Origin of the sequence: Pseudomonas sp. RIT-PI-o (assembly GCF_001297215.1) — a bacterium.
Lineage (GTDB): Bacteria > Pseudomonadota > Gammaproteobacteria > Pseudomonadales > Pseudomonadaceae > Aquipseudomonas > Aquipseudomonas moraviensis_A.
Genome location: NZ_LHPA01000011.1, coordinates 98,372 through 118,114, shown reverse-complemented (window position 1 = coordinate 118,114; position 19,743 = coordinate 98,372). Strand labels below are relative to the sequence as shown.

18 protein-coding genes and 3 tRNA genes are annotated in these 19,743 nt (G+C 59.0%); 13 read left to right on the top strand and 8 right to left on the bottom strand.

Annotated features, from left to right (window positions below; all coding sequences use genetic code 11):
* Positions 1 to 301 precede the first annotated feature (301 nt).
* Positions 302 to 1,381: a hypothetical protein gene (locus tag AEQ63_RS03240; RefSeq protein WP_064361756.1), complete on the top strand. Its 1,080-nt coding sequence runs from the start codon at positions 302 to 304 to the stop codon at positions 1,379 to 1,381.
* Between the two features lie 51 nt (positions 1,382 to 1,432).
* Here AEQ63_RS03240 and AEQ63_RS03235 read toward each other — a convergent pair whose 3' ends face one another.
* Together AEQ63_RS03235 and AEQ63_RS29070 are read right to left on the bottom strand one after the other, a co-directional pair.
* The gene (locus AEQ63_RS03235) at positions 1,433 to 2,506 is read right to left on the bottom strand and encodes a 3-deoxy-7-phosphoheptulonate synthase (protein WP_064361755.1); all 1,074 of its coding nucleotides are present in this window, start codon (positions 2,504 to 2,506) and stop codon (positions 1,433 to 1,435) included.
* A 336-nt stretch (positions 2,507 to 2,842) separates the two neighbouring features.
* Complete coding sequence (locus AEQ63_RS29070) at positions 2,843 to 2,971, bottom strand: hypothetical protein (protein WP_256590070.1); 129 nt, start codon at positions 2,969 to 2,971, stop codon at positions 2,843 to 2,845.
* Between the two features lie 142 nt (positions 2,972 to 3,113).
* Between AEQ63_RS29070 and AEQ63_RS03230 the strand changes: the two genes are divergently transcribed.
* The 6 genes from AEQ63_RS03230 to AEQ63_RS03205 all read left to right on the top strand — a co-directional run bounded on the left by AEQ63_RS03230 (position 3,114) and on the right by AEQ63_RS03205 (position 7,001).
* On the top strand, positions 3,114 to 3,557 hold the full coding sequence (locus AEQ63_RS03230) for a GNAT family N-acetyltransferase (RefSeq protein WP_064361754.1): 444 nt from the start codon (positions 3,114 to 3,116) through the stop codon (positions 3,555 to 3,557).
* A 127-nt stretch (positions 3,558 to 3,684) separates the two neighbouring features.
* Complete coding sequence (gene gacA / locus AEQ63_RS03225; RefSeq protein WP_024012761.1) at positions 3,685 to 4,326, top strand: response regulator transcription factor GacA; 642 nt, start codon at positions 3,685 to 3,687, stop codon at positions 4,324 to 4,326.
* A 2-nt stretch (positions 4,327 to 4,328) separates the two neighbouring features.
* Positions 4,329 to 6,152: an excinuclease ABC subunit UvrC gene (uvrC, locus tag AEQ63_RS03220; RefSeq protein WP_042610377.1), complete on the top strand. Its 1,824-nt coding sequence runs from the start codon at positions 4,329 to 4,331 to the stop codon at positions 6,150 to 6,152.
* Positions 6,153 to 6,184: 32 nt separating this feature from the next.
* The gene (gene pgsA / locus AEQ63_RS03215; RefSeq protein ID WP_042610378.1) at positions 6,185 to 6,745 is read left to right on the top strand and encodes a CDP-diacylglycerol--glycerol-3-phosphate 3-phosphatidyltransferase; all 561 of its coding nucleotides are present in this window, start codon (positions 6,185 to 6,187) and stop codon (positions 6,743 to 6,745) included.
* Positions 6,746 to 6,805: 60 nt separating this feature from the next.
* Positions 6,806 to 6,881: transfer RNA gene (locus AEQ63_RS03210), tRNA-Gly, on the top strand.
* A gap of 46 nt (positions 6,882 to 6,927) precedes the next feature.
* Positions 6,928 to 7,001 (top strand) — tRNA-Cys (locus AEQ63_RS03205).
* Positions 7,002 to 7,086: 85 nt separating this feature from the next.
* On the opposite strand, the gene AEQ63_RS03200 is transcribed toward AEQ63_RS03205, so the two are convergent.
* The gene (locus AEQ63_RS03200) at positions 7,087 to 7,620 is read right to left on the bottom strand and encodes a GAF domain-containing protein (RefSeq protein WP_371919855.1); all 534 of its coding nucleotides are present in this window, start codon (positions 7,618 to 7,620) and stop codon (positions 7,087 to 7,089) included.
* A 503-nt stretch (positions 7,621 to 8,123) separates the two neighbouring features.
* Between AEQ63_RS03200 and AEQ63_RS03195 the strand changes: the two genes are divergently transcribed.
* Together AEQ63_RS03195 and AEQ63_RS29065 are read left to right on the top strand one after the other, a co-directional pair.
* Positions 8,124 to 8,210 (top strand) — tRNA-Leu (locus AEQ63_RS03195).
* Between the two features lie 161 nt (positions 8,211 to 8,371).
* On the top strand, positions 8,372 to 8,500 hold the full coding sequence (locus AEQ63_RS29065) for a hypothetical protein (RefSeq protein WP_256590071.1): 129 nt from the start codon (positions 8,372 to 8,374) through the stop codon (positions 8,498 to 8,500).
* Positions 8,501 to 8,537: 37 nt separating this feature from the next.
* Here the strand turns inward: AEQ63_RS29065 and AEQ63_RS03190 are convergent, their stop codons facing one another.
* The 5 genes from AEQ63_RS03190 to AEQ63_RS03170 form a co-directional block, all read right to left on the bottom strand.
* A complete protein-coding gene (locus AEQ63_RS03190; protein WP_155400943.1) occupies positions 8,538 to 9,965 on the bottom strand; it encodes an MFS transporter in 1,428 nt (475 codons plus the stop codon).
* A gap of 151 nt (positions 9,966 to 10,116) precedes the next feature.
* Positions 10,117 to 11,268 (bottom strand): MFS transporter, encoded by a 1,152-nt coding sequence (locus tag AEQ63_RS03185; protein WP_064361753.1) that lies wholly within the window; start codon positions 11,266 to 11,268, stop codon positions 10,117 to 10,119.
* A gap of 15 nt (positions 11,269 to 11,283) precedes the next feature.
* Entirely contained in the window at positions 11,284 to 12,519 is a 1,236-nt protein-coding gene (locus AEQ63_RS03180) for an aromatic ring-hydroxylating oxygenase subunit alpha (RefSeq protein ID WP_042610381.1), read from the bottom strand.
* 155 nt (positions 12,520 to 12,674) lie between these two features.
* Complete coding sequence (locus tag AEQ63_RS03175) at positions 12,675 to 14,021, bottom strand: MmgE/PrpD family protein (RefSeq protein WP_064361752.1); 1,347 nt, start codon at positions 14,019 to 14,021, stop codon at positions 12,675 to 12,677.
* 140 nt (positions 14,022 to 14,161) lie between these two features.
* Positions 14,162 to 15,121 carry a LysR family transcriptional regulator gene (locus AEQ63_RS03170; protein ID WP_064361751.1) on the bottom strand — a complete coding sequence of 320 codons (960 nt, stop codon included), beginning with the start codon at positions 15,119 to 15,121 and terminating at the stop codon, positions 14,162 to 14,164.
* Positions 15,122 to 15,490: 369 nt separating this feature from the next.
* Here AEQ63_RS03170 and AEQ63_RS03165 point away from each other — a divergent pair, with 369 nt between their 5' ends.
* The 4 genes from AEQ63_RS03165 to AEQ63_RS03150 all read left to right on the top strand — a co-directional run bounded on the left by AEQ63_RS03165 (position 15,491) and on the right by AEQ63_RS03150 (position 19,731).
* Entirely contained in the window at positions 15,491 to 16,525 is a 1,035-nt protein-coding gene (locus AEQ63_RS03165; RefSeq protein ID WP_064361750.1) for a quaternary amine ABC transporter ATP-binding protein, read from the top strand.
* 51 nt (positions 16,526 to 16,576) lie between these two features.
* Positions 16,577 to 17,530 (top strand): glycine betaine/L-proline ABC transporter permease ProW, encoded by a 954-nt coding sequence (proW, locus tag AEQ63_RS03160; protein ID WP_042610385.1) that lies wholly within the window; start codon positions 16,577 to 16,579, stop codon positions 17,528 to 17,530.
* Between the two features lie 42 nt (positions 17,531 to 17,572).
* Positions 17,573 to 18,583 (top strand): glycine betaine/L-proline ABC transporter substrate-binding protein ProX, encoded by a 1,011-nt coding sequence (gene proX, locus AEQ63_RS03155; protein WP_064361749.1) that lies wholly within the window; start codon positions 17,573 to 17,575, stop codon positions 18,581 to 18,583.
* Positions 18,584 to 18,669: 86 nt separating this feature from the next.
* Positions 18,670 to 19,731 carry a GlxA family transcriptional regulator gene (locus AEQ63_RS03150; RefSeq protein WP_064361748.1) on the top strand — a complete coding sequence of 354 codons (1,062 nt, stop codon included), beginning with the start codon at positions 18,670 to 18,672 and terminating at the stop codon, positions 19,729 to 19,731.
* Positions 19,732 to 19,743 lie beyond the last annotated feature (12 nt).

Here is a 19,743-nt window from a genome sequence, read left to right as displayed (position 1 = left end):
AATCACCGGGCCACTCTAAAACACTCATCTCGTTGAAGAAGTACGAAGAGGCTTCACGTTGCGTTTGAAAATGGAATAGGGGGCGTACGAAATTTCGGATACCTGTGAAATCCGAATCGGAAGTTCATTGGGTCGTTTGTCGGCATAAAAGCCCGAAGCCCCCACTTGCCTACTTTGCGAGTAGCGATTACGCCGGCTTCGCGACGTATGCGGCTGACAGCCAGGACAGTCAAAGAAGTCCTCAATGTAGGTGTCGGTGTCGTCATCCAGGGCGGCACGTTATCCATGGAGTGGAGACGAAATGAATCACCATGAAATCGAGTTTTGCTGGCGCATGCATCAGCCGGTCGCGGCTCAAGTGTCTGCCGAACCGCTGTTCGCGCCGACGATCGACGGTCTGGAGGGCAGCGTCCTCGACCCTTCGCTAACCAGGATCGTCGTACGGATCGCGCCCTACGCCAACATGACCTGTGGCGATCAGTTGGTGCTGTACTGGGAGGGGCTGGATATCGAAGGTTTTGCCTATCAATACGAGAGGATCCGGTTTATCAGCCAGGCCCAGGTGGGCAAAGACGTCATCTTCGTCATCAAGGGCATGCATGTGGCCGCGCTGGACGGAGGTTCGCTGCAGGTCTACTGGGCACTGCAAAGTCCACGCGTCCCCGGCCCCGTGGAGTCTGCTCGCTTGCAATTGTCTGTGGGGGATGTCCGTCCGCAGCTGTTGGCGCCGCAGATAGAGGGCTCGGTCAACGGGGCGCTGGAGCCGTTGCGCGTTGCCGAAGGCACGCTGGTGACGCTGCAGCCTTACGCGCGAATGTCCGTGGGCGACCGGGTGATGTTGTCCTGGCACGGAGATACCTCGCCCGAGATTTTCACCGATGCATTGAAGGTGGAGGCCTATGCGGTTGGCCAAAGTCTTTCATTCTGGGTGCCGGGCAGCTACATCGAAGCCCATCGCGGTGGCGAGGTGGTTGTCGGTTACCGTGTCGAACAACCCTGCGCAACCATTCGAACGTCAGAGCCCGCCACGGTTTTCATCGGGCCTGCGGCGCGTGCGCAACTGGTTGCGCCGGATGTTGTCGGCGCGATTGAAGACGTGTTGTCAGTGAAGGATTCGGTAGACGGGGTTGCCATTCTCATTGAGGACGCGCAAGTGCAGGAGGATGAGTTGGTCTATCTCAAGCTTGACGGCGAATTTTTCAGCCACCGGGATGACCTTGAAATCACTCCGGAGATGGCCGGGCAACCGCTGAGTTTCACCGTCCCTCACCGTTTCTGGCGTGAACATCACGGCACAACAGTCGAAATTGGCTACACGGTTGAACGCCTGGATGACGTCAGTCAGCAATCCGCGGTGAGACGGATCAATGTAGTGGCATAGCCTGCGAACTGCAGCCCTCCACGCTCTGTGTAAGCGGGAGGGCTGTTGCGATCAACGTTGGGTTTGCGCGAGGCGTCGCGCCGCGTCAGTCAACAATTGTTCCGTTGCGCCGAAGCCGAGGCAGCCATCGGTGATCGACACGCCGTAGCGCAGGGAATTGCTCAGCGGCTGGCAGCCTTCGAAGAGGTGCGATTCCAGCATCATGCCGATCAGCGAGCGGTCGCCACGCAGTCGCTGCTCAAGAACGTCGTTGAAGACTGCTGGCTGACGCAGTGGATCCTTGCCGCTGTTGGCATGGCTGCAATCGACCATGATGCGGCTCGGGATTTTCAGTCGGCTGAGCTCGGCGCTGATCTTGGCCACGCTGGTCGCGTCGTAGTTTGGCCCTTGATGGCCGCCGCGCAGCACCATGTGGGTGTCAGCGTTGCCAGCGGTCTGCACGATCGCTGGATGCCCTTGGCTATCCACGCCGAAGTGCCGATGCGGATGGGCTGCCGAACGCATGGCGTCGACAGCAACGGCGGCGCCACCGTCGGTGCCGTTCTTGAAACCCACCGGCATGTTCAGGCCGCTGGCCATTTCCCGGTGAATCTGCGATTCGGTGGTGCGGGCACCAATGGCCACCCAGCTGAGCAGGTCATCGAAGTAGTTAGCGGCCATGGGTTGTAGCAGCTCGGTGGCCACCGGCAGACCGAGACGGATCATTTCCAGCATGAGTTCGCGGGACAGCGTCAGGCCTGTAGCCATGTCGTCAGTGCCGTCCAGATGCGGATCGTAGGCCAGGCCTTTCCAGCCGACCGTCGTACGCGGCTTTTCAACGTAGGCGCGCATGACCAGCAGCATTTCCTCGCTCACATCCTGGGCCAGGCGAGCGAGTCTGGCAGCGTATTCGATTGCTGATTGCGGGTCATGGATAGAGCAGGGGCCAACGATCACCAGCAGGCGCGGGTCTTCGCCGTTGAGGATGGCGCGCACCGCCTGGCGGTGGGCATTGACCTGCTGATGCAGGGAATGGCTGAGCGGAAATTGCTGTTTGAGTTGCAACGAGCTGGGCAGACGCAGGGTCAGTGCTTCGTTGGCAGAATCGAGTGTGGACAGCGGCAGAGCGGAAACTGAAGAGTTCATGTTCGGTCTTCCTGGGCGGATGGCGGGTATTTCCCGCGCGATCGGCCCTACTGGGGTGTTCGACAAATGGCCGTACTGGCTAGGGGTGTATGTTTGCCACCTGTGGGTGACCGATCGGAGGCGGCAGGCTGTCCCGAGCGGAGGCTGGTAAATCGCCAGGCGCTAAAGCTGTCGTAACGGTAATAAGTGGCGTAGTTCATGATGTAATCCTCGAATTGTCTGGTGTGGTGCTGGAAAATATTGGGCCTGAAAAAACAAAACCCCCGATCGGGAAGCCGACCGGGGGTTGAGAAATCTCTGGTAGGCGACCCGTTTTTCATGGGCGCCGTTTGGGTATCAGGCGCGCCAGTGGCTAAACCAATACCCAAAATAAAAACTGCCAGGAGCGCACACGTCATTCACCCGGGCAGGCGCAATCGAGCGCGGGGCGCTGGCGATGCGTGACTGTGCGAGGGCGTTGAACATGGTTTTCTCCGTTGAATGCGCCGAGCTTACTCGACGCTGGTGCGCATCAGCAATCAGAAAATGCTATTACCAGTTGAGCAAAACCGCTATCGCTGGCAAATGATTCGGGTTGAGTAAATTTTTCTGGTTATGGAGGGGCTGAATGAGCTACCGAATTCGGCATGCCACCGATGATGACCTGGATTTCGCGCGGGGCCTGACCTGTCGCAACATGCTGCGCTATTACATTGACCACGATCTGTTGTGGCAGGACGAAGCGTTCGACGCAGGCTGGCACTATCGTGACAGCTGGTTGATTGTTCGGGACGAAACCCCAATCGGGTTTTTCAGTCTGAGCCAGGATGCGCGGGCGCTGTACGTCCGCGAATTGCAGATCGATCAGGCGTGGCAAGGGCAGGGCGCCGGTTCCTGGGCCATTGATCAGGTTATCGGCATGGCCCTTCAGGCAAGACGACCGGCGCTGCGGTTGACGGTGTTCGATAACAACCCGGCGCAAAAACTGTATGTGCGCAAAGGACTGCGCATCGTCGGCAGGGATGAGTATTTCCTGAGGATGCAGCTCGATTTAAGTACAGCTGTGCTCTGAAACCCACAGCCGGCAAGCCCTCAATGACGAATTGAAACTTTTTAAATGCGGCTTTCCGCTAGGTCTGTCAGGCACTTTTTGCTAAGGTGTCCGGCATCCCAATAAGACCATATCGCGAGGTGTCTGCTTGATTAGGGTGCTAGTGGTCGATGACCATGATCTCGTTCGTACAGGCATTACACGGATGCTGGCCGATATCGATGGCCTGCAGGTGGTGGGTCAGGCCGAATCAGGTGAAGAGTCCCTGATCAAGGCACGGGAGTTGAAGCCTGACGTCGTGCTGATGGACGTCAAGATGCCAGGCATCGGCGGCCTCGAAGCCACTCGAAAACTGCTGCGCAGCCACCCCGACATCAAGGTGGTTGCTGTCACCGTGTGCGAGGAAGACCCTTTCCCGACGCGTCTGCTGCAGGCTGGCGCCGCCGGTTACCTGACCAAAGGGGCAGGCTTGCCGGAAATGGTCCAGGCCATTCGCCTGGTGTTCGCCGGCCAGCGCTACATCAGTCCGCAGATCGCCCAGCAGTTGGCGATCAAGTCCTTCCAGCCAACCAATGACTCGCCATTCGATGCCCTGTCCGAGCGGGAAATCCAGATCGCATTGATGATTGTCGGTTGCCAGAAGGTGCAGATCATTTCCGACAAACTGTGCCTGTCGCCGAAAACCGTGAACACCTACCGCTACCGCATTTTCGAGAAACTTTCGATCAGCAGCGACGTTGAGTTGACGCTCCTCGCGGTACGACATGGCATGGTGGATGCCAGCGCCTGACCATGACCGAAATATTTGATTCCAGTGCGTTCCTGTCCACCGTCAGCGGTCGCCCCGGCGTCTATCGCATGTTCGACAGCGAGGCGCGTCTGCTCTATGTGGGTAAAGCGAAAAACCTGAAGAAACGCCTGGCGAGCTATTTTCGCAAGACCGGCCTGGCGCCGAAGACCGCTGCACTGGTCGGGCGTATCGCTCAGGTCGAAACCACCATCACAGCCAACGAAACCGAAGCGCTGTTGCTGGAACAGACGCTGATCAAGGAGTGGCGCCCGCCCTACAACATCCTGCTGCGTGACGATAAGTCCTATCCCTATGTGTTTTTGTCGGATGGGCAGTTTCCGCGCCTGAGCATTCATCGCGGCGCCAAAAAAGCCAAGGGCAAGTATTTCGGCCCGTACCCGAGTGCCGGTGCCATCCGCGAGAGCCTGAGCATTCTGCAAAAAACCTTCTTTGTCCGTCAGTGCGAAGACAGCTATTACAAGAATCGCACCCGTCCATGCCTGCAATATCAGATCAAGCGCTGCAAGGCGCCTTGTGTGGGCCTGGTCGAGCCTGATGTCTACGCCGAAGACGTGCGCCACTCGGTGATGTTCCTTGAAGGCCGCAGCCACGCGTTGACCAATGAGCTGTCCACGGCGATGGAAGAAGCGGCGATCAATCTCGAATTCGAGCGTGCCGCCGAATTGCGCGACCAAATTGCTTTGCTGCGCCGCGTTCAGGATCAGCAAAGCATGGAGGGCGGCACCGGTGATATCGATGTCATCGCGGCCTTCGTCAACCCCGGTGGCGCCTGTGTCCACCTGATCAGCGTGCGCGGCGGGCGAGTGCTGGGCAGCAAGAATTTCTTCCCCCAGGTCGGCATCGAGGAAGAAGTTTCCGAAGTCATGGCGGCCTTTCTCGGCCAGTACTACATCAGTAGCCCCGAACGGGATCTGCCGAGCGAATTGATCGTCAACGTGGTTCACGAGGACTTCCCGGCCCTGATCGAAGGCATCCATACTTTGCGCGGCCGCGAATTGGCGATCAGCCACCGGGTGCGCGGTACGCGAGCGCGCTGGCAGCAACTGGCCGTGACCAACGCTGAGCAAGCGTTGGGCGCGCGGCTGGCCAATCGTCAGCACACGGCTGCGCGATTCGACGCGCTGGCCGAGGTGTTGAACCTCGACGAGCCGCCGCAACGCCTGGAGTGCTATGACATCAGTCATTCCAGCGGCGAGGCGACGGTGGCCTCGTGCGTGGTCTTCGGGCCGGAAGGGGCGATCAAGTCGGATTACCGCCGCTACAACATCGAAGGCGTCACCGCCGGCGACGATTATGCGGCCATGCACCAGGCGCTGACCCGCCGCTTCAGCAAACTCAAGGACGGCGAGGGCAAGCTGCCAGACATCCTGCTGGTCGACGGTGGCAAGGGCCAGTTGTCGATGGCCCGTGATGTCCTCAACGAACTGGCCGTGCCCGACCTGATCCTTTTGGGCGTCGCCAAAGGTGCCACCCGCAAGGCCGGTTTCGAAACGTTGTATCTGAATGATGCAGCCCACGAGTTCACATTGCGCGGCGATTCGCCTGCCTTGCACCTGATCCAGCAGATCCGCGATGAGGCGCATCGCTTCGCGATTACGGGACACCGCGCCCGCCGCGGCAAGACGCGCCGCACCTCAACGCTGGAAGGCGTGGCAGGGGTAGGGCCGACCCGGCGCCGTGACCTGTTGAAACATTTTGGTGGATTGCAGGAGCTGTCTCGTGCAAGCATCGAAGAGATCGCCAAAGCCCCGGGGATCAGTAAAAAGCTCGCTGAGTCGATTTATGCGAACCTGCATAGTGAGTAGAATGCCCCTTCACCTCGTAGCCAGTTGTGCCGATGAATATCCCTAATCTGATTACCGTTCTACGCGTCCTGCTCATCCCGATCTTCATTTTGCTGTTCTATCTGCCTTACGAATGGAGTTACATGGCCTCCGCCTCGGTGTTCGCCTTCGCGGCCGCCACCGACTGGCTCGATGGTTATCTGGCGCGCCGACTGGAGCAAAGCACTCCCTTCGGTGCGTTTCTCGATCCGGTCGCCGACAAGCTGATGGTGGCTGTTGCCCTGGTCCTGCTGGTGCAGGAACACGGCAATCTCTGGCTCACGCTTCCCGCAGCGGTCATCATCGGTCGTGAGATCGTGATTTCGGCGCTGCGCGAATGGATGGCCGAACTCGGCGCCCGGGCACAGGTGGCAGTTTCGAATCTGGGCAAATGGAAAACCGCGGCGCAGATGCTTGCGCTGGTGATCCTGCTGGCCCATCCAAAGGCGTTCAGCTTCTGGGTCGTGCTCGGTTATACGCTGCTGATGGTCTCTGCAGGGCTGACCCTGTGGTCGATGGTTCAATACCTTCGCGCCGCCTGGCCGCACCTGAAGACCGATGTCGAAAAGAAATAAAACTTTTTTGAATCAAGGGGTTGACGGGGCTTCTTAATTCTATAGAATGCGCCACACCAAGCGGGAATAGCTCAGTTGGTAGAGCACGACCTTGCCAAGGTCGGGGTCGCGAGTTCGAGTCTCGTTTCCCGCTCCAATTTGTACAGTGTTTGTTGTTGCGCTACTGACAGCGAATACTTTGAGGCCGAGTAGCAAAATGGTTATGCAGTGGATTGCAAATCCACCTACGCCGGTTCGATTCCGACCTCGGCCTCCACTATTGAAAACCCCGTAGATCAATGATCTACGGGGTTTTTTGTTGTCTGCAAGAAAGTTGGGTAATCCTCGATCAATGAACAGGGCTACTCAGTCAGGCACGCCCCGGTCTTGATATGGGTAACGCCCTCAACAGTCAGATTCGAGAAAAAGATACAGCCGATAAGCCGTGCGAACAGCGTCAATGTTTCTGCCATATCCGGGTTGTCGAACAGCACAGACCTTGAATCCAAAGCACACAGTGCGCCCCACAATCTGCCATCCGGCAGGAAAACAGGCGCGCCTGCGTAGCTCTCGATCGAATACTGCTTCACCACAGGACGTGACGAAAGTCGTCCATCCTGGCTGATTTGTGGAAGGAAGAGGGCTTGAGGATTTCTGCGAAACTCACTGCAAAGCGTGGTTTCCAGATCCAGCGTATCACCGACGTTTATCCCCAGTTCGATCGGATCGTAGGCGGAACAGACGATCCACTCGGTTTCCGTGAATTTGGCAATGCCGGCAAAGCGCGTACCGGTCAGACGGGTGACAAGCTGCAGGATGTTGGTGGTCGCTTCGATCTCGGCGATCGCGGAGCGCTCCTCGGGGCTCAAGGACGCTTTGAGAACGGTGTCACTCATTTGCATAGGGTCAAATCTCCTGATTGCTGGTACATCCCTGAGCTGGGCTCTGGTGACGTGTTGTGGAAGTCAGCGCCCGTGGGGGCGGGGTCGTGGTGAAAGGTGCAGGCTGGTTTGGTCCAATCGCTGATTCCGGCGTCATCGTTTAGCGTAGACACCTCGGCGAGTTATGGGTTGCTTCTTCATATCGCCAACGCAGAAAAATCTCTGGCCCGGGATGTGAAAGCAGTGGTAACCTTCTGATCTTATTGATGTTTCGCTTGAATTTCGGGCCCGGTTGCCTCGATTTATCTGCAGCTTCGGCTCTACTTCAAGCAGGCTTCGTAGCTCAATGATTCCAAAGACTTTTTGCTAATCAGTCGCCAGCAAGATTTAGTCTTCAAATCTACCACTGCGAACTTGCTTCACCGGGACGTCATGTATATATTCCCCGCTCGGCTTTTCAAGCAGCCATCCTCTCAGGACCGCAACCGAAAAGCTGAGCAACGCAGCACCGCGCTACCGCCCGAATGGCGAAACTGGTAGACGCATGGGACTTAAAATCCCCCGCTCGTAAGGGCGTGCCGGTTCGATTCCGGCTTCGGGCACCATCTTTCAACAAAGGCCTGCGAGCGAAAGCGACGCAGGCCTTTGTGCATTTCCGCTTCCCTGTTTTTGCTCTCTCCGCCTCGGGTGGAGCGATGTTCGAAATCCGGAACTGCCAGCCCTTCGCCGATGCCGAAATAGCAACGACAACGACGAGGGCAGACACATGACTGACGAAAAAACCGAAGCGCCGGAAGATCTCCCCGATGAACCGACCCCTGCGCATTCCACTGAAGAAGAGCGCGAGCGCTTGAAAGACTTCAACAAGGACGGGATCCCGCCGGGGAGTTGCTGATCACAAGGAGTCAGGCGTTTCCCCGACGTCTGACTCTTTAACTCCCAGCGGCACTCGACTCGGCCTGCGTTACCAATTCCCCGCTGATCGCATCGACCATGGCCGGATGCTCCTCTGCTGCCACGCGCAAATCCTCGGTGACCCGCAACTCTGCACCCGTCGGCGAAAAAGTCGCTGCCGCTGCGAAGGGGGCAGGGTTGGCCGGCACCGGGCGTTTGCCGCGGCGCCAGAAGAAAAAGCTGACCATGCACAGATTGACCATTGCGAATACCCAGAACAGGCCGTTGGCGCCGAACGAGTTCATCACTGGCGAGATCATCATCGGGCTGATGGCCGAGCCCAGCGAGTTGATCAGCAGCAAACCCTGAATCATCGGCACCAGCGCTTCGGCGGGGGCGCGGTCGGCGGCGTGGCTGACGGCAACCGGGTACAGCGCGAACACGCCGCCACCGAGCAGAAACAGCATCGCTGCGAGCATGGTCGAGGACAGCGGCATCAGCACGATCACCAGCGATAACGCAGTGCACGCCACCGCCAGCAGGGTCAGCACTTGCAAGCGATCCGTGCGGTCGGACCAGCGGCCGACCGGGTACTGCAGAAGCATCGCGCCGAGGATCGTCCAGGCCATCATGCTGCCGACTTCACCGACATCCAGACCGCTGCGTTGCAGATACAGCGGCAGCAAGGTGTAGATCGCCGCGATGGTCACCCCCGAGCCGAAACAGCCGACCAGCCCGGTCGGCGTTACGCCCAGCAGTTGTCGAGGCTTGAGCGGCTCGACCTGATCGAGCAGCGGCGACACCCGTGGCAGGATCACGATCGGCAGCACCGACAGCGCAGCGAGCATGCCGGCGACCATGAACGGCGCGCTGTCGCTCATGCCGGTGATGGTTCCCAGCGTGGCCTGGCCCAAAACGCCGGCGCCATAGAGAACGATCATGTACAGCGCGAGCAAGCGTCCGCGGATCTTCTCGTCACCCGCCAGCAGCAGCCAGCTTTCGATCACCAGAAACACCCCGACCGTGGCCCAGCCATTGATCAGGCGCAGGACGAGCCAGCCCCAAGTGTCATAGAACAAGCCTTGCATCAGGATCGTCACGGCAATCAGCGAGGCGAAGCTGCCGTAGGCGCGGATGTGGCCGATGCGCAGGATCAGCCGGTCATTGAACACCGCGCCCAGCGTCAGGCCCATGAAGTAGGCCGATGAAACAATCCCGATCATTGTCGCCGAGGCACCGGCGGCGTCCAGGCGAAGGGTGGTCAGGGAGGAAAGAAAACCGTTGCCCAGTGCAATAATGAACAGCCCAAGCAGGGGCGCCAGCGCCATGGCCAGCAAACGCGGAGACATAAAAACCTCAAGAAATCGAACAGCGCAACGTGCGCCTCTGCGCGTGCGGTTGCCAGGCTGGAACAGGTGTTGGGCAAGTGTCTGCCGGTCGGGCAGGGTTGTGGTGTCGGACGACATGGCCGGCCCTGCAATTCGCATCTGCGACAAGACAGCCGTATGCAGGAGCGCGCGGGATTCTAAGGCTTGTGCAGGATTTGCCAATAGCTGAAGGCTGCGACGTTAGGACGCAGGCCTCAGAGACTGTCGATCCGCCCCAATGGGCGCCGCGTCAAGCCTTGAGAAACCTCGCGGCGCAACTGACGAACAGCAACAGCAACACCACGCCACCCAGCGCGAAGACCAGCGAACTGAAATGGGCGAGCATGCCGATGAACGCCGGCCCCATCAGAATCCCCGCGTAGCCCATGGATATGATCGCCGGAATGGCCGTGCGCTGCGGCATGCGCTGTTGCCGACCGGCGGCGCTGAACAATACCGGAACGATGTTCGAGCATCCGGCGCCGACCAGCGCGTAGCCCAGCAATGACGCCGGCCAGCCATCGAACACCAGTGAAACCAGCATGCCGACTGCCGCGCAGATGCCGCCCAGTGTCACCACGCGAATGCCGCCCAGTCGGCTGACAATCGCGTCTCCGGTCAGCCGTCCGAGGGTCATTGCCGCGGCGAAACAGGCGTAGCCCAAACCTGCGTAACTCGCTGGCATATCGCGCTGTGAAGCCAGAAACACCGCGCTCCAATCGAGCATTGCGCCTTCGGTGAGGAACACGATGAAGCAGAGGATCCCCAGTAGCAGGACGATTCCGCGCGGAATCGCGAAGATCGGCCCGTCGCGTTCGGTGCCATAAGGCAACAGGTTCGGCGCAGCCTTGTACAGCGAGGCAACGATGATCGCCACCAGGAACAACACCGCCAACAGCGGATCGAGCCCGAGGCTGAGCATCGCCGTCATCGCGCCAGCACCGGAGATCCCGCCCACGCTGTAGAGCCCGTGGAAACCCGATTGCAGGGTTTCGCCGCTGTTCTTTTCGACGATGATCGACTGGATATTGATCGCGCAATCGAGCATGCCCATGCTCGCGCCGAACAACAGTACGGTGAGCGCCAGCCCGGGCAACCACGCCAGATGGCTCAGCATCGGCAGCACCGCACACAAGACCAGGGTTGAAGCGATGATCACCGGCCGGCAGCCAAATCGCGCGGTCAGGTAACCGGCGAATGGCATGGCCACGATCGAACCGATGCCAAAACCCAGCAACAACAGGCCCAGACCACCTTCGTCCAGGCCGGTGCGCGCTTTTACCAGCGGAACCAGCGGCGCCCACGCCGACATGACGATGCCTGTGATCAGGAAAACGATCCGCGTGGACGCGCGTTCGCCGTGGTTTTCGCGAATTGCCAGAGACGAGGTGCATCCACTCATGGACAGATGCGCCAATCAACCAACCGACTTCAACGAAATCGGCCCTTTCAGCCGATCCATCATCGTCGCGCAGTACCAGTCATCGAACTGACAGACCCCGGTTTCGGCGGTTTCCGAATACGGGCCGGGTTCGTAGGAAGGCGAGGTCACCCCGCGTTGGGTGCCTTCGACCAGTGTGCGGTCCTGATCGTTGGTGGCAATCCACACTTTGGTCAGGCGCTCGATGTCGTAGTCAACGCCTTCCACGGCCGTGTTGTGCACCAGCCATTTGGTGGTGACCAGTGTTTCGGTAGCGCTGATCGGCAGCACACGGAAACTCAGCGCATGGTCGCCAAGGAAATGGTTCCAGGTCGACGGGTAGTGGAAGTACAGCAGCGCGCCGATGTCGGCTTCGGAGGTTTTGTCGAGGCGACCATTGACCGCCGGCTTGCCGTCCATGGTGTAGCTGACGGCGCCGGATGAAAGCGGGATGCGCGTCATGCGGAACTGGCCATTGATGTCCATTACCAGACGGCTGGGCAATCCGGCCTTTTCGCACTTGGCCCAGTACGCCGACAGCTCGGGATCATCTTCACCGCTGATGCCACCGACCGACAGGTTATCGACAAACGAATGCAGGAGTTCTGGGTGTGAGCCGTCGCAGTGATAGCACTCGCGATTGTTTTCAAAAACCAGTTTCCAGTTGCCTTTCTCGATGATGTTCGACTCGAACGCGACTTTGCAGTCCGCAAGGTAGTGCGGCGCGACAAAAGGGCTGACGGCCTTGCGGAAACCTTCGAAGTCCGGCGCCTTGGCGGCCACGCAGACATAAATATAGGTATCAACGATTTCGCAGTGCACGCTTTTCAGGTTGTATTGAGACTTGTCGAAGTCCTGCCCCATGTTGCCAGCGAATAACAGGTTGCCATCCAGCTCGTAAGTCCACTTGTGATACGGGCAAACCATCTTCGCCACTTTGCCATGGTCGGCCTCACAGATTTTCGCGCCACGGTGCCGACAGGCGTTGTGAAAAGCCCGAACCTCACCGTCCTTGCCGCGAACGACGGCCACCGGATAGTCACCAATCTGCAGGGTGAAGTACTGCCCTGGTTTGGTGATTTCGAAGGTATGGCCGGCGAAGATCCAGTCCTTGTGCCAGATCTGCTCAAGATCCTGACGGTAAACGTCCTCACTGCGGTAGAGCGCGCCCGGCAGCGAATGCCACGGCTTGCGTTGTGCGATCAGGTCATAAACGCTTTGCTTGTTGTTCATTGTTATCCTCCCAGGACTTCGATCTTGAGCGGTCACCTTTAACCGTGACTTTCTACATAAGCGAACGATAAGCTGCAGCCTATCGGGCGCAGGACAAGCGCCACAACCGACATTTGCTGCGGGCAATTAATGATTTGCGGTTATCGATGGACGGTTCACGGTGACGACGGTATCGCTTGAAAAACAGGCTGCAGGGCGGTGATCGCGCAGCGGGCCTGGGCGATGTCCCTGATCGCCGTTTTCACAGCGGTACTGCGCTCATGGCCGAGACCCTGAGCGAACAGATCAAACTTTTGCTGCAGCTCTTCGACGCTCAAAGGCGTGTGCGGATCGCCGCGCGCAGCGGTGATCGGGCTGACCAGCACTTGGCCATTTTTCAAGGTAATGCTCAGCCGCGAGAGGATTTCCTCTGGGAATCGCGCCGAGATATCGGCGGCTTCAACGATTTCGATGCGGGCGCTGAGGGCGAGAATATCCGGCGCAGAAATCGCTGAACCGGTGACTTCCTCAGGGCCGACCTTGCCTCTGACAACCAGCGCTGCCAGCGGAAATGCGAGGGCGTATTGCGCCTGATCGGCGTCCTTCGGCGAATGCCCCTGCAGGCACATCGATTCATAAAACGTTTCCACCCGGATGGTTTCGATCGAATCGGCAGCAAGCAGCGGATGTTGCCGTTGCAGCTCGAGCATCGCCGTCAGCGCTGGTTGCGCCCAGCGGCAGACCGGCCAGGGCTTGAAGTACTGGCTGTCGATTTCCCAACGCTGACCGAGGTCGCGCCAGTGTTCCGCGACCGTAACGTCTTCGACCGTTTCCGCCGGCGCCCCGGTGATGCCTTCCATGGCCATGAACAGCGCGTTGAGACCGGCGAATGCGCCTGCGCCGTGGGCATCACGCAGCATCGTCGGCGCCTGCACCACGCGCATCATCGGGCAACGCGCGCTGAAGTATTCGGCAATGCCCAAAGCGTGGCGAAAGGTGGCCTCATCCAGACCCAACAATCGCGCCCCGGCGCAGACCACCCCCAGCGCGGAAAAGCCACCGGAAGCGTGATAGGTGGGCGAGGTCGCCATCAGTGCCGAGCCGGCACGCAGTGCGGTTTCGTAACCAATGCACAGAGCGCTCAGCAGCTCATGCCCAGTGATGGATCGGCCCTGATGATGCAGCGCATCGGCGAGCGCAAGCACGGCGGGTACCACGGTCGCCCCGGCATGGCCCTTGGATTTGAAGTGGCCTTCATGGGCATCGAGGCTGTCAGCGCTGAACCCGCCGGCCCAGGCTGCGCCGAGCACATTGACGCGCTGCCCGGCAAAGATCAGGCGACTGCTGTAGAGACCGGCCGGATAGTGCCGTTCGGCAAACCGGCGCATGGCGACAGTGGTGCCATTGCTCGCCGCGCCGGCCATGACACCGATGATGTCCAGCAGACTGTTTTGCACGATGGCGCGGGTTTTCTGCGGAGCGTCGAGAAAATCAAAATCGCGAGAGAATTCGAAGAGTGACATGCAGCAAGCCCTTCCTGTGTGTTGAGCGCGACCGTGCTTGGTCGGCGCCGCTCAACAATGGGTCAGGCGAGGGAGCTGCTCCAGCGACATTTTCGTCGGGCTATTGATAACCAAAACGCCCGACGCTGGCGCAGCGCAGATCAACGGCGGGGAAACTTCGCCAGAATCCATTCGCGAAAGCGCCGCAATTCATCTTCATTGTCGGAATTTTCCCGGCAGCTCAAGTAGTGCCAACTGTTGCGCAACTGCACCTGTTGCTCGATCGGTCGCACCAGCAGGCCCTGCTGCACCAGCGAGGTGACCAGATGATTCCAGCCCAGCGCGATGCCTTGGTGAGTCAGGACCATGCTGATCAGCAGGTTGTAATCGTTGGCGTTGAAGATCTGCGGACTGTTGGTCGGGCGGTCGTCGATATCGATCGCCTGAAACGCCAGCCACACGCCCCAGTCGACGTGTTCGGCGACCTGCGAGCGGCCGTAAGGGCTGAGATTCAGCAACGCCGAATCGCGCACGCCCTCGATGGTGGAGATTTCCGGGTGCTGCTCCAGGTACTGCGGCGTGCACACCGGGTAGATCACGTCGTGGCACAGCGGATAGCTTCTATAACCTTCTCGGATCCGCGAAATCTTGGTGATGAAGATGTCCGGCTGCACGCCGGGCTCCATGGTCAGGAAGTTCTGCGTGGTGATCAGATTGAGTTCGATGTCCGGGCACTGAGCGAAGAATTCCTGCAAATGATTCGACAGCCACAATGCGGAAAAGGCCGGTGAGCAGCAGATCGTGAGCACCTTCTTGCTCGACTGGCTGCTGCGGATGCGTTCGGCGGCCTGGGCGATGTTGACGAACGACAATTGCGCGGCATCGAAGAACACCGCACCGGCGGCGGTCAGTTCGACCGCGCGACCCACCCGGGTAAATAGTTGCGCGCCCAGATAGCTTTCCAGTTCGCGTATCTGCCGACTGATCGCCGCTTGCGAAACGCACAACGCCTCGGCGGCGCGGGTGAAGCTTTCGTACTTGGCGGCCGCGACAAATGCCTTCACGGCCCGCAAGGACGGCATTTTCAACAGGATGGTGTCAGGGTCGACATGCTTGGTCATTCGTACACTCTCCTAACGATACAGCTCCCCAACGAAGCGCGAGGAGGGTAACGGAACGCTCTTCGCAGGGCCACGCCAGCGTCGCTTTGGGAATAGACCCGGTCGCTCACGGTGCGAAGCCGAAGGATCAGCCATGGCCGACCCTGCAACCGATAACCCGACGTTATCGAATTGTCCCTGTAAATGTAGTTGGATTAAGCGAGGTGATGCTAATAGATTTGCAACATCCCCTCTTTCCTGGGCACCCAAAAATAATAAAAGGAAACCCGTCGTGAAGACATTTATTGATTACTGCTGCCGTTCAAACATGGTTTCACTCAATTGCTCGTCGTTTAAAGCGATCGAAGTGCGACACGAAGGAGGCATGGTATGACAAGTTCCGACGAGATCATCTGCGTAAAGAATGTTTTCAAAGTCTTCGGCAACCAGCCAGCGCTGGCCATGAAGATGATTGAAGAGGGCGCCTCGAAAGCTGAAGTATTCAAAAAGACCGGTCAGGCAATTGGTGTATTCGACGCCAACTTTTCCGTTCGCCGAGGCGAGATTTTCGTGATCATGGGATTGTCCGGCTCCGGCAAATCGACCATGGTCCGCCTGTTCAACCGCTTGATCGAACCGACCTCCGGCAAGATCTTCCTTAACGGCAAGGAGATCACCGGTCTGGCCGACAAGGATCTGCTGCAAGTCCGCCGCAAGGACATGGGCATGGTCTTCCAGTCGTTCGCCCTGATGCCGCACATGAGCGTGATCGACAACGTCAGTTTCGGTCTGGAAATCAGCGGCGTCAGCGAGAAAGAACGCTACTGCCGGGCCATGGGCGCACTCGAGCAGGTCGGGCTTTCCGGCCAGGAACTCAGCTTCCCCCATCAACTCTCCGGCGGCATGCAGCAGCGCGTCGGCCTGGCCCGCGCACTGGCCAATGATCCCGCCATTCTGCTGATGGACGAAGCCTTCTCTGCACTCGACCCGATGATTCGCAGCGAGATGCAGGGCGAATTGATCAAGCTTCAGGCCGAGCAGGATCGCACTATCATTTTCATCTCCCACGACATTGAAGAAGCGGTGCGCATCGGCCATCGCATCGCGATCATGGAGGGCGGGCGCGTGGTGCAGATCGGCACGCCGCGTGAACTGCTGTGCAATCCGGTGAATAAATATGTGAGGGATTTCTTCAATGGTTTCGACACCAGTCGAATATTGAAGGCCGGCGATATCGCTCAGCAGGATTCGAATGTTGTTTATTTGCCGGGCAGTCAAGTAACCATCAAGGCTGAAGCCTCATTGCGCGACATCTTTCATATAGTCGCGGCTTCGGCAACGCCAATGCCGGTAGTGGATGAAGTTGGACTTTATAAAGGTTCGATTTCCCAGGGGCATTTACTGAGCTGCCTGAGTAACAGCTGAACTCCGAACAGTCAGAATTGATTAAGCAGTTTCTGCGGGCGAGGTAGCACCATGTCAGATTTCAATATTCTGGATCCTTTCCAGAGCATCAATATTCCCTTCGGTGCGTGGGTCGAAACCGCGCTCAAATACCTGGTCGGTAACTTTCGCGAAGTATTCCGCTCGATCCGCTGGCCGGTCGACCAGGTTCTCGACGGCGTGCAGTGGAGCCTGCTGTCGGTGCCGCCGACGGTGTTCATCATCATTGCCGGGCTGATCAGTTGGCAGATCGGCGGCAAACGCATCGCTCTTTTCAGCGTCGCCACGCTCACCGGCCTCGGCCTGATCGGCGTGTGGAATGACGCCATGGTCACTCTGGCTCTGGTGCTGACCTCGCTGTTGTTCTGCGCGGTCATCGGCATTCCGCTGGGCATCCTCTGTGCGCGCAGTGATCGCACGGAAATGATCATCCGCCCGGTACTCGACGCCATGCAGACGTTGCCGGCATTCGTCTATCTGGTGCCGGTGGTCATGCTCTTCGGCATCGGCAACGTCCCCGGGGTGATCGTCACCATCATCTTCTCGGTCGCGCCACTGGTGCGCCTGACCAACCTTGGCATCCGCCAGGTGCCCGCCGACAAAGTCGAAGCGGCGAGGGCCTTCGGCTGCACGGCCACGCAAATGCTGCTGAAGGTGCAATTGCCACTGGCGGCGCCAACGATGATGGCCGGGCTCAACCAGACGCTGATGTTGTCGCTGTCGATGGTGGTGGTCGCCTCGATGATCTCGGTGGGCGGTCTCGGCTTGATGGTGTTGAGCGGCATCGGTCGCCTCGACATGGGCCTGGCCAGTGTCGGCGGCGCCGGGCTGGTGTTGCTCGCGGTTTTCCTCGATCGATTGACCCAGGCCATGGGTGAACGCAGCAGTGACCTGGCCACCGGTCAGCGCTGGTATGAGAGCGGCCCGGTGGGGCTGCTGATGAAACTGAAGAAAAAGAAGTCCATTGCACGTCCCGTGACCAATTGAGTTTGCCTGCTCACCCATAAACACTTTCAAGCGTGGTGAAACATGAAACTGACAACTCTCAAGAAAAGCCTGATGGCGTCGCTGTTCGCTACATTGCTGTGCTCGGCGGTCCACGCGGCAGATGCCAACAAACCGGGCGCCGGTGTGCCGATCACGCCGATTTTCCCGAGCATCGCCGAAGAGCGTTTTCGCGGTGAGGTGGTGCTCGCCGGACTCAAGGAATTGGGCTACGACGTCAAAGCGCCGAAAGAAGTCGATTACCCGGCGATGTTTCTCGCGCTGTCCTACGGCGATGCGGATTTCACCGTGCATGAATGGGAAAACCTGCACCAGGCGTTTTATGAAAAGGCCGGCGGCGACGATGTGATGGTAAAAGTCGGGCAGGTCATGAAAGGTGTGCTGCAGGGCTACATGATCGACAAGAAGACCGCCGACGCCTACCAGATCAAGGACCTCTCCGATCTGAAGAAACCGGAGATCGCCAAACTGTTCGACAGCAACGGCGATGGCAAGGCCGACCTGACCGGCTGCAACCCGGGCTGGGGCTGCGAAATCATGATCGAGCATCACATGAAAGCCTATGGTCTCGGCCCGACCGTGGTGGATAACCGCGGCTCGTATTTCGCCTTGATGGCCGACACCATCGCGCGCTATCAGCAGGGTAAACCGGTGTTGTTCTTCACCTGGGTGCCGCAGTGGATTGCCGGCGTGCTGGTGGAAGGGCGCGATGTGGTCTGGCTGCCAGTGCCGTTCACCTCGCTGCCGGATGGCAAGGAAAGCAAAGACACCTTCCATGACGGCAAGAACCTCGGGTTCCCGGTGGACACGATCAATGCCGTGATGAACAAGGAGTTCGCCGAGAAGAACCCGGTGGCGCGCAAATTCCTCTCCGAGGTCAGCATCCCTCCCAGCGCGGAAAGCGAGCAGAACCTGCGCATGCAGAAGGGTGAAAAATCCCTCGCCGACATCAAGCGCCACGCCGCGGAATGGATCAAGGCCAATCAGCAGGCTTATGACGGTTGGTTGAGCGACGCACGCGCGGCGGCGAAGTAATCGGTTCGACCACAGTGTGCGGCGGCTCAGCCCGTCGCCCACGTTACGGTCGCAGGTGTCAGTGAACGGCGAGTGAGTGAGCGAAGATGGAAACCTTTCAGAGCCCGTTGAAGCAGCAAAACACCGGCTTTCGCCAGTCCGCATCCGTCTCCGGACAAGCGCGCGTGGTGCGAGTGGCCTTCGTATTGCTGGACCATTTCTCCCTGACGACGCTTTCCACGGCAATGGATGCATTGGCCACTGGCAACCTGATTTGCGGCGAAACGCAGTACCGGATCTCGACCTGGTCGCTTCAGGGCGGATCGGTCGAAAGCGATGTCGGCGTGCCGGTGTCTTCGCAACGACTGGTTGCAGAAGGCTTCAACCATGACGCGGTGATCGTGATCGGCGGTCAGCGCGTCAGGCTGGCAGCGCATCTGCTGCTGCGCCGTGTGCTGAAGAAAACCGCGGGCAAGGGCATCGTTGCCGGATGCTGGAATGCGGCGTTCCATCTGGCTGATGCAGGGTTGCTCGGCGCCGAGGAGTTCGCCTGTCACAGCGACAGTTGCGGTCTGATCGGCGAGTACTTCCCGCAGTTGAAAGCGTCCAGCCGTGAATTCATCTTCGCTCAGCGCCGAGCCACCTGCGCCAACGCTCACTCGGCTCTGGATATGACCCTGGCGATCATGCAGGAACTGGGTTCGCGTAACGATGCGACGCTGTTAGATGAAATCAGAAGGGTGCATCAGCCGGCACGGGGCAAACCTGCGATGACTGCCGACGGTGTTCGGCCTGCAGCGATTCCCAAGCCGCTGAACATCGCCATCGACCTGATGGAAAACAACATCGAGGAGCCGATGGAAATCGATGCCATCGCCAGCCATGTCGGAGTGTCGCGCCGGCAACTGGAGCGGCGGTTCGCGCGCTATCTGAATGCCGCGCCCAATCGCTATTACCTGGAGTTGCGCCTGACCCGGGCGCGGCAATTGATTGTGCAAAGTGACCGCTCGATGACCGATGTGGCGCTGGCGACCGGATTTGTCAGTTATCCGCACTTCTACAAGCGCTTCAAGGATCTGTTCGGCTTACCGCCGATGACGTTCAGGGATTACTACTACGCCGGCGACGCTGCCAGCAGCGGGCGCTATGCCATAGCCGCCAACTACTGAATCGACCGCGCG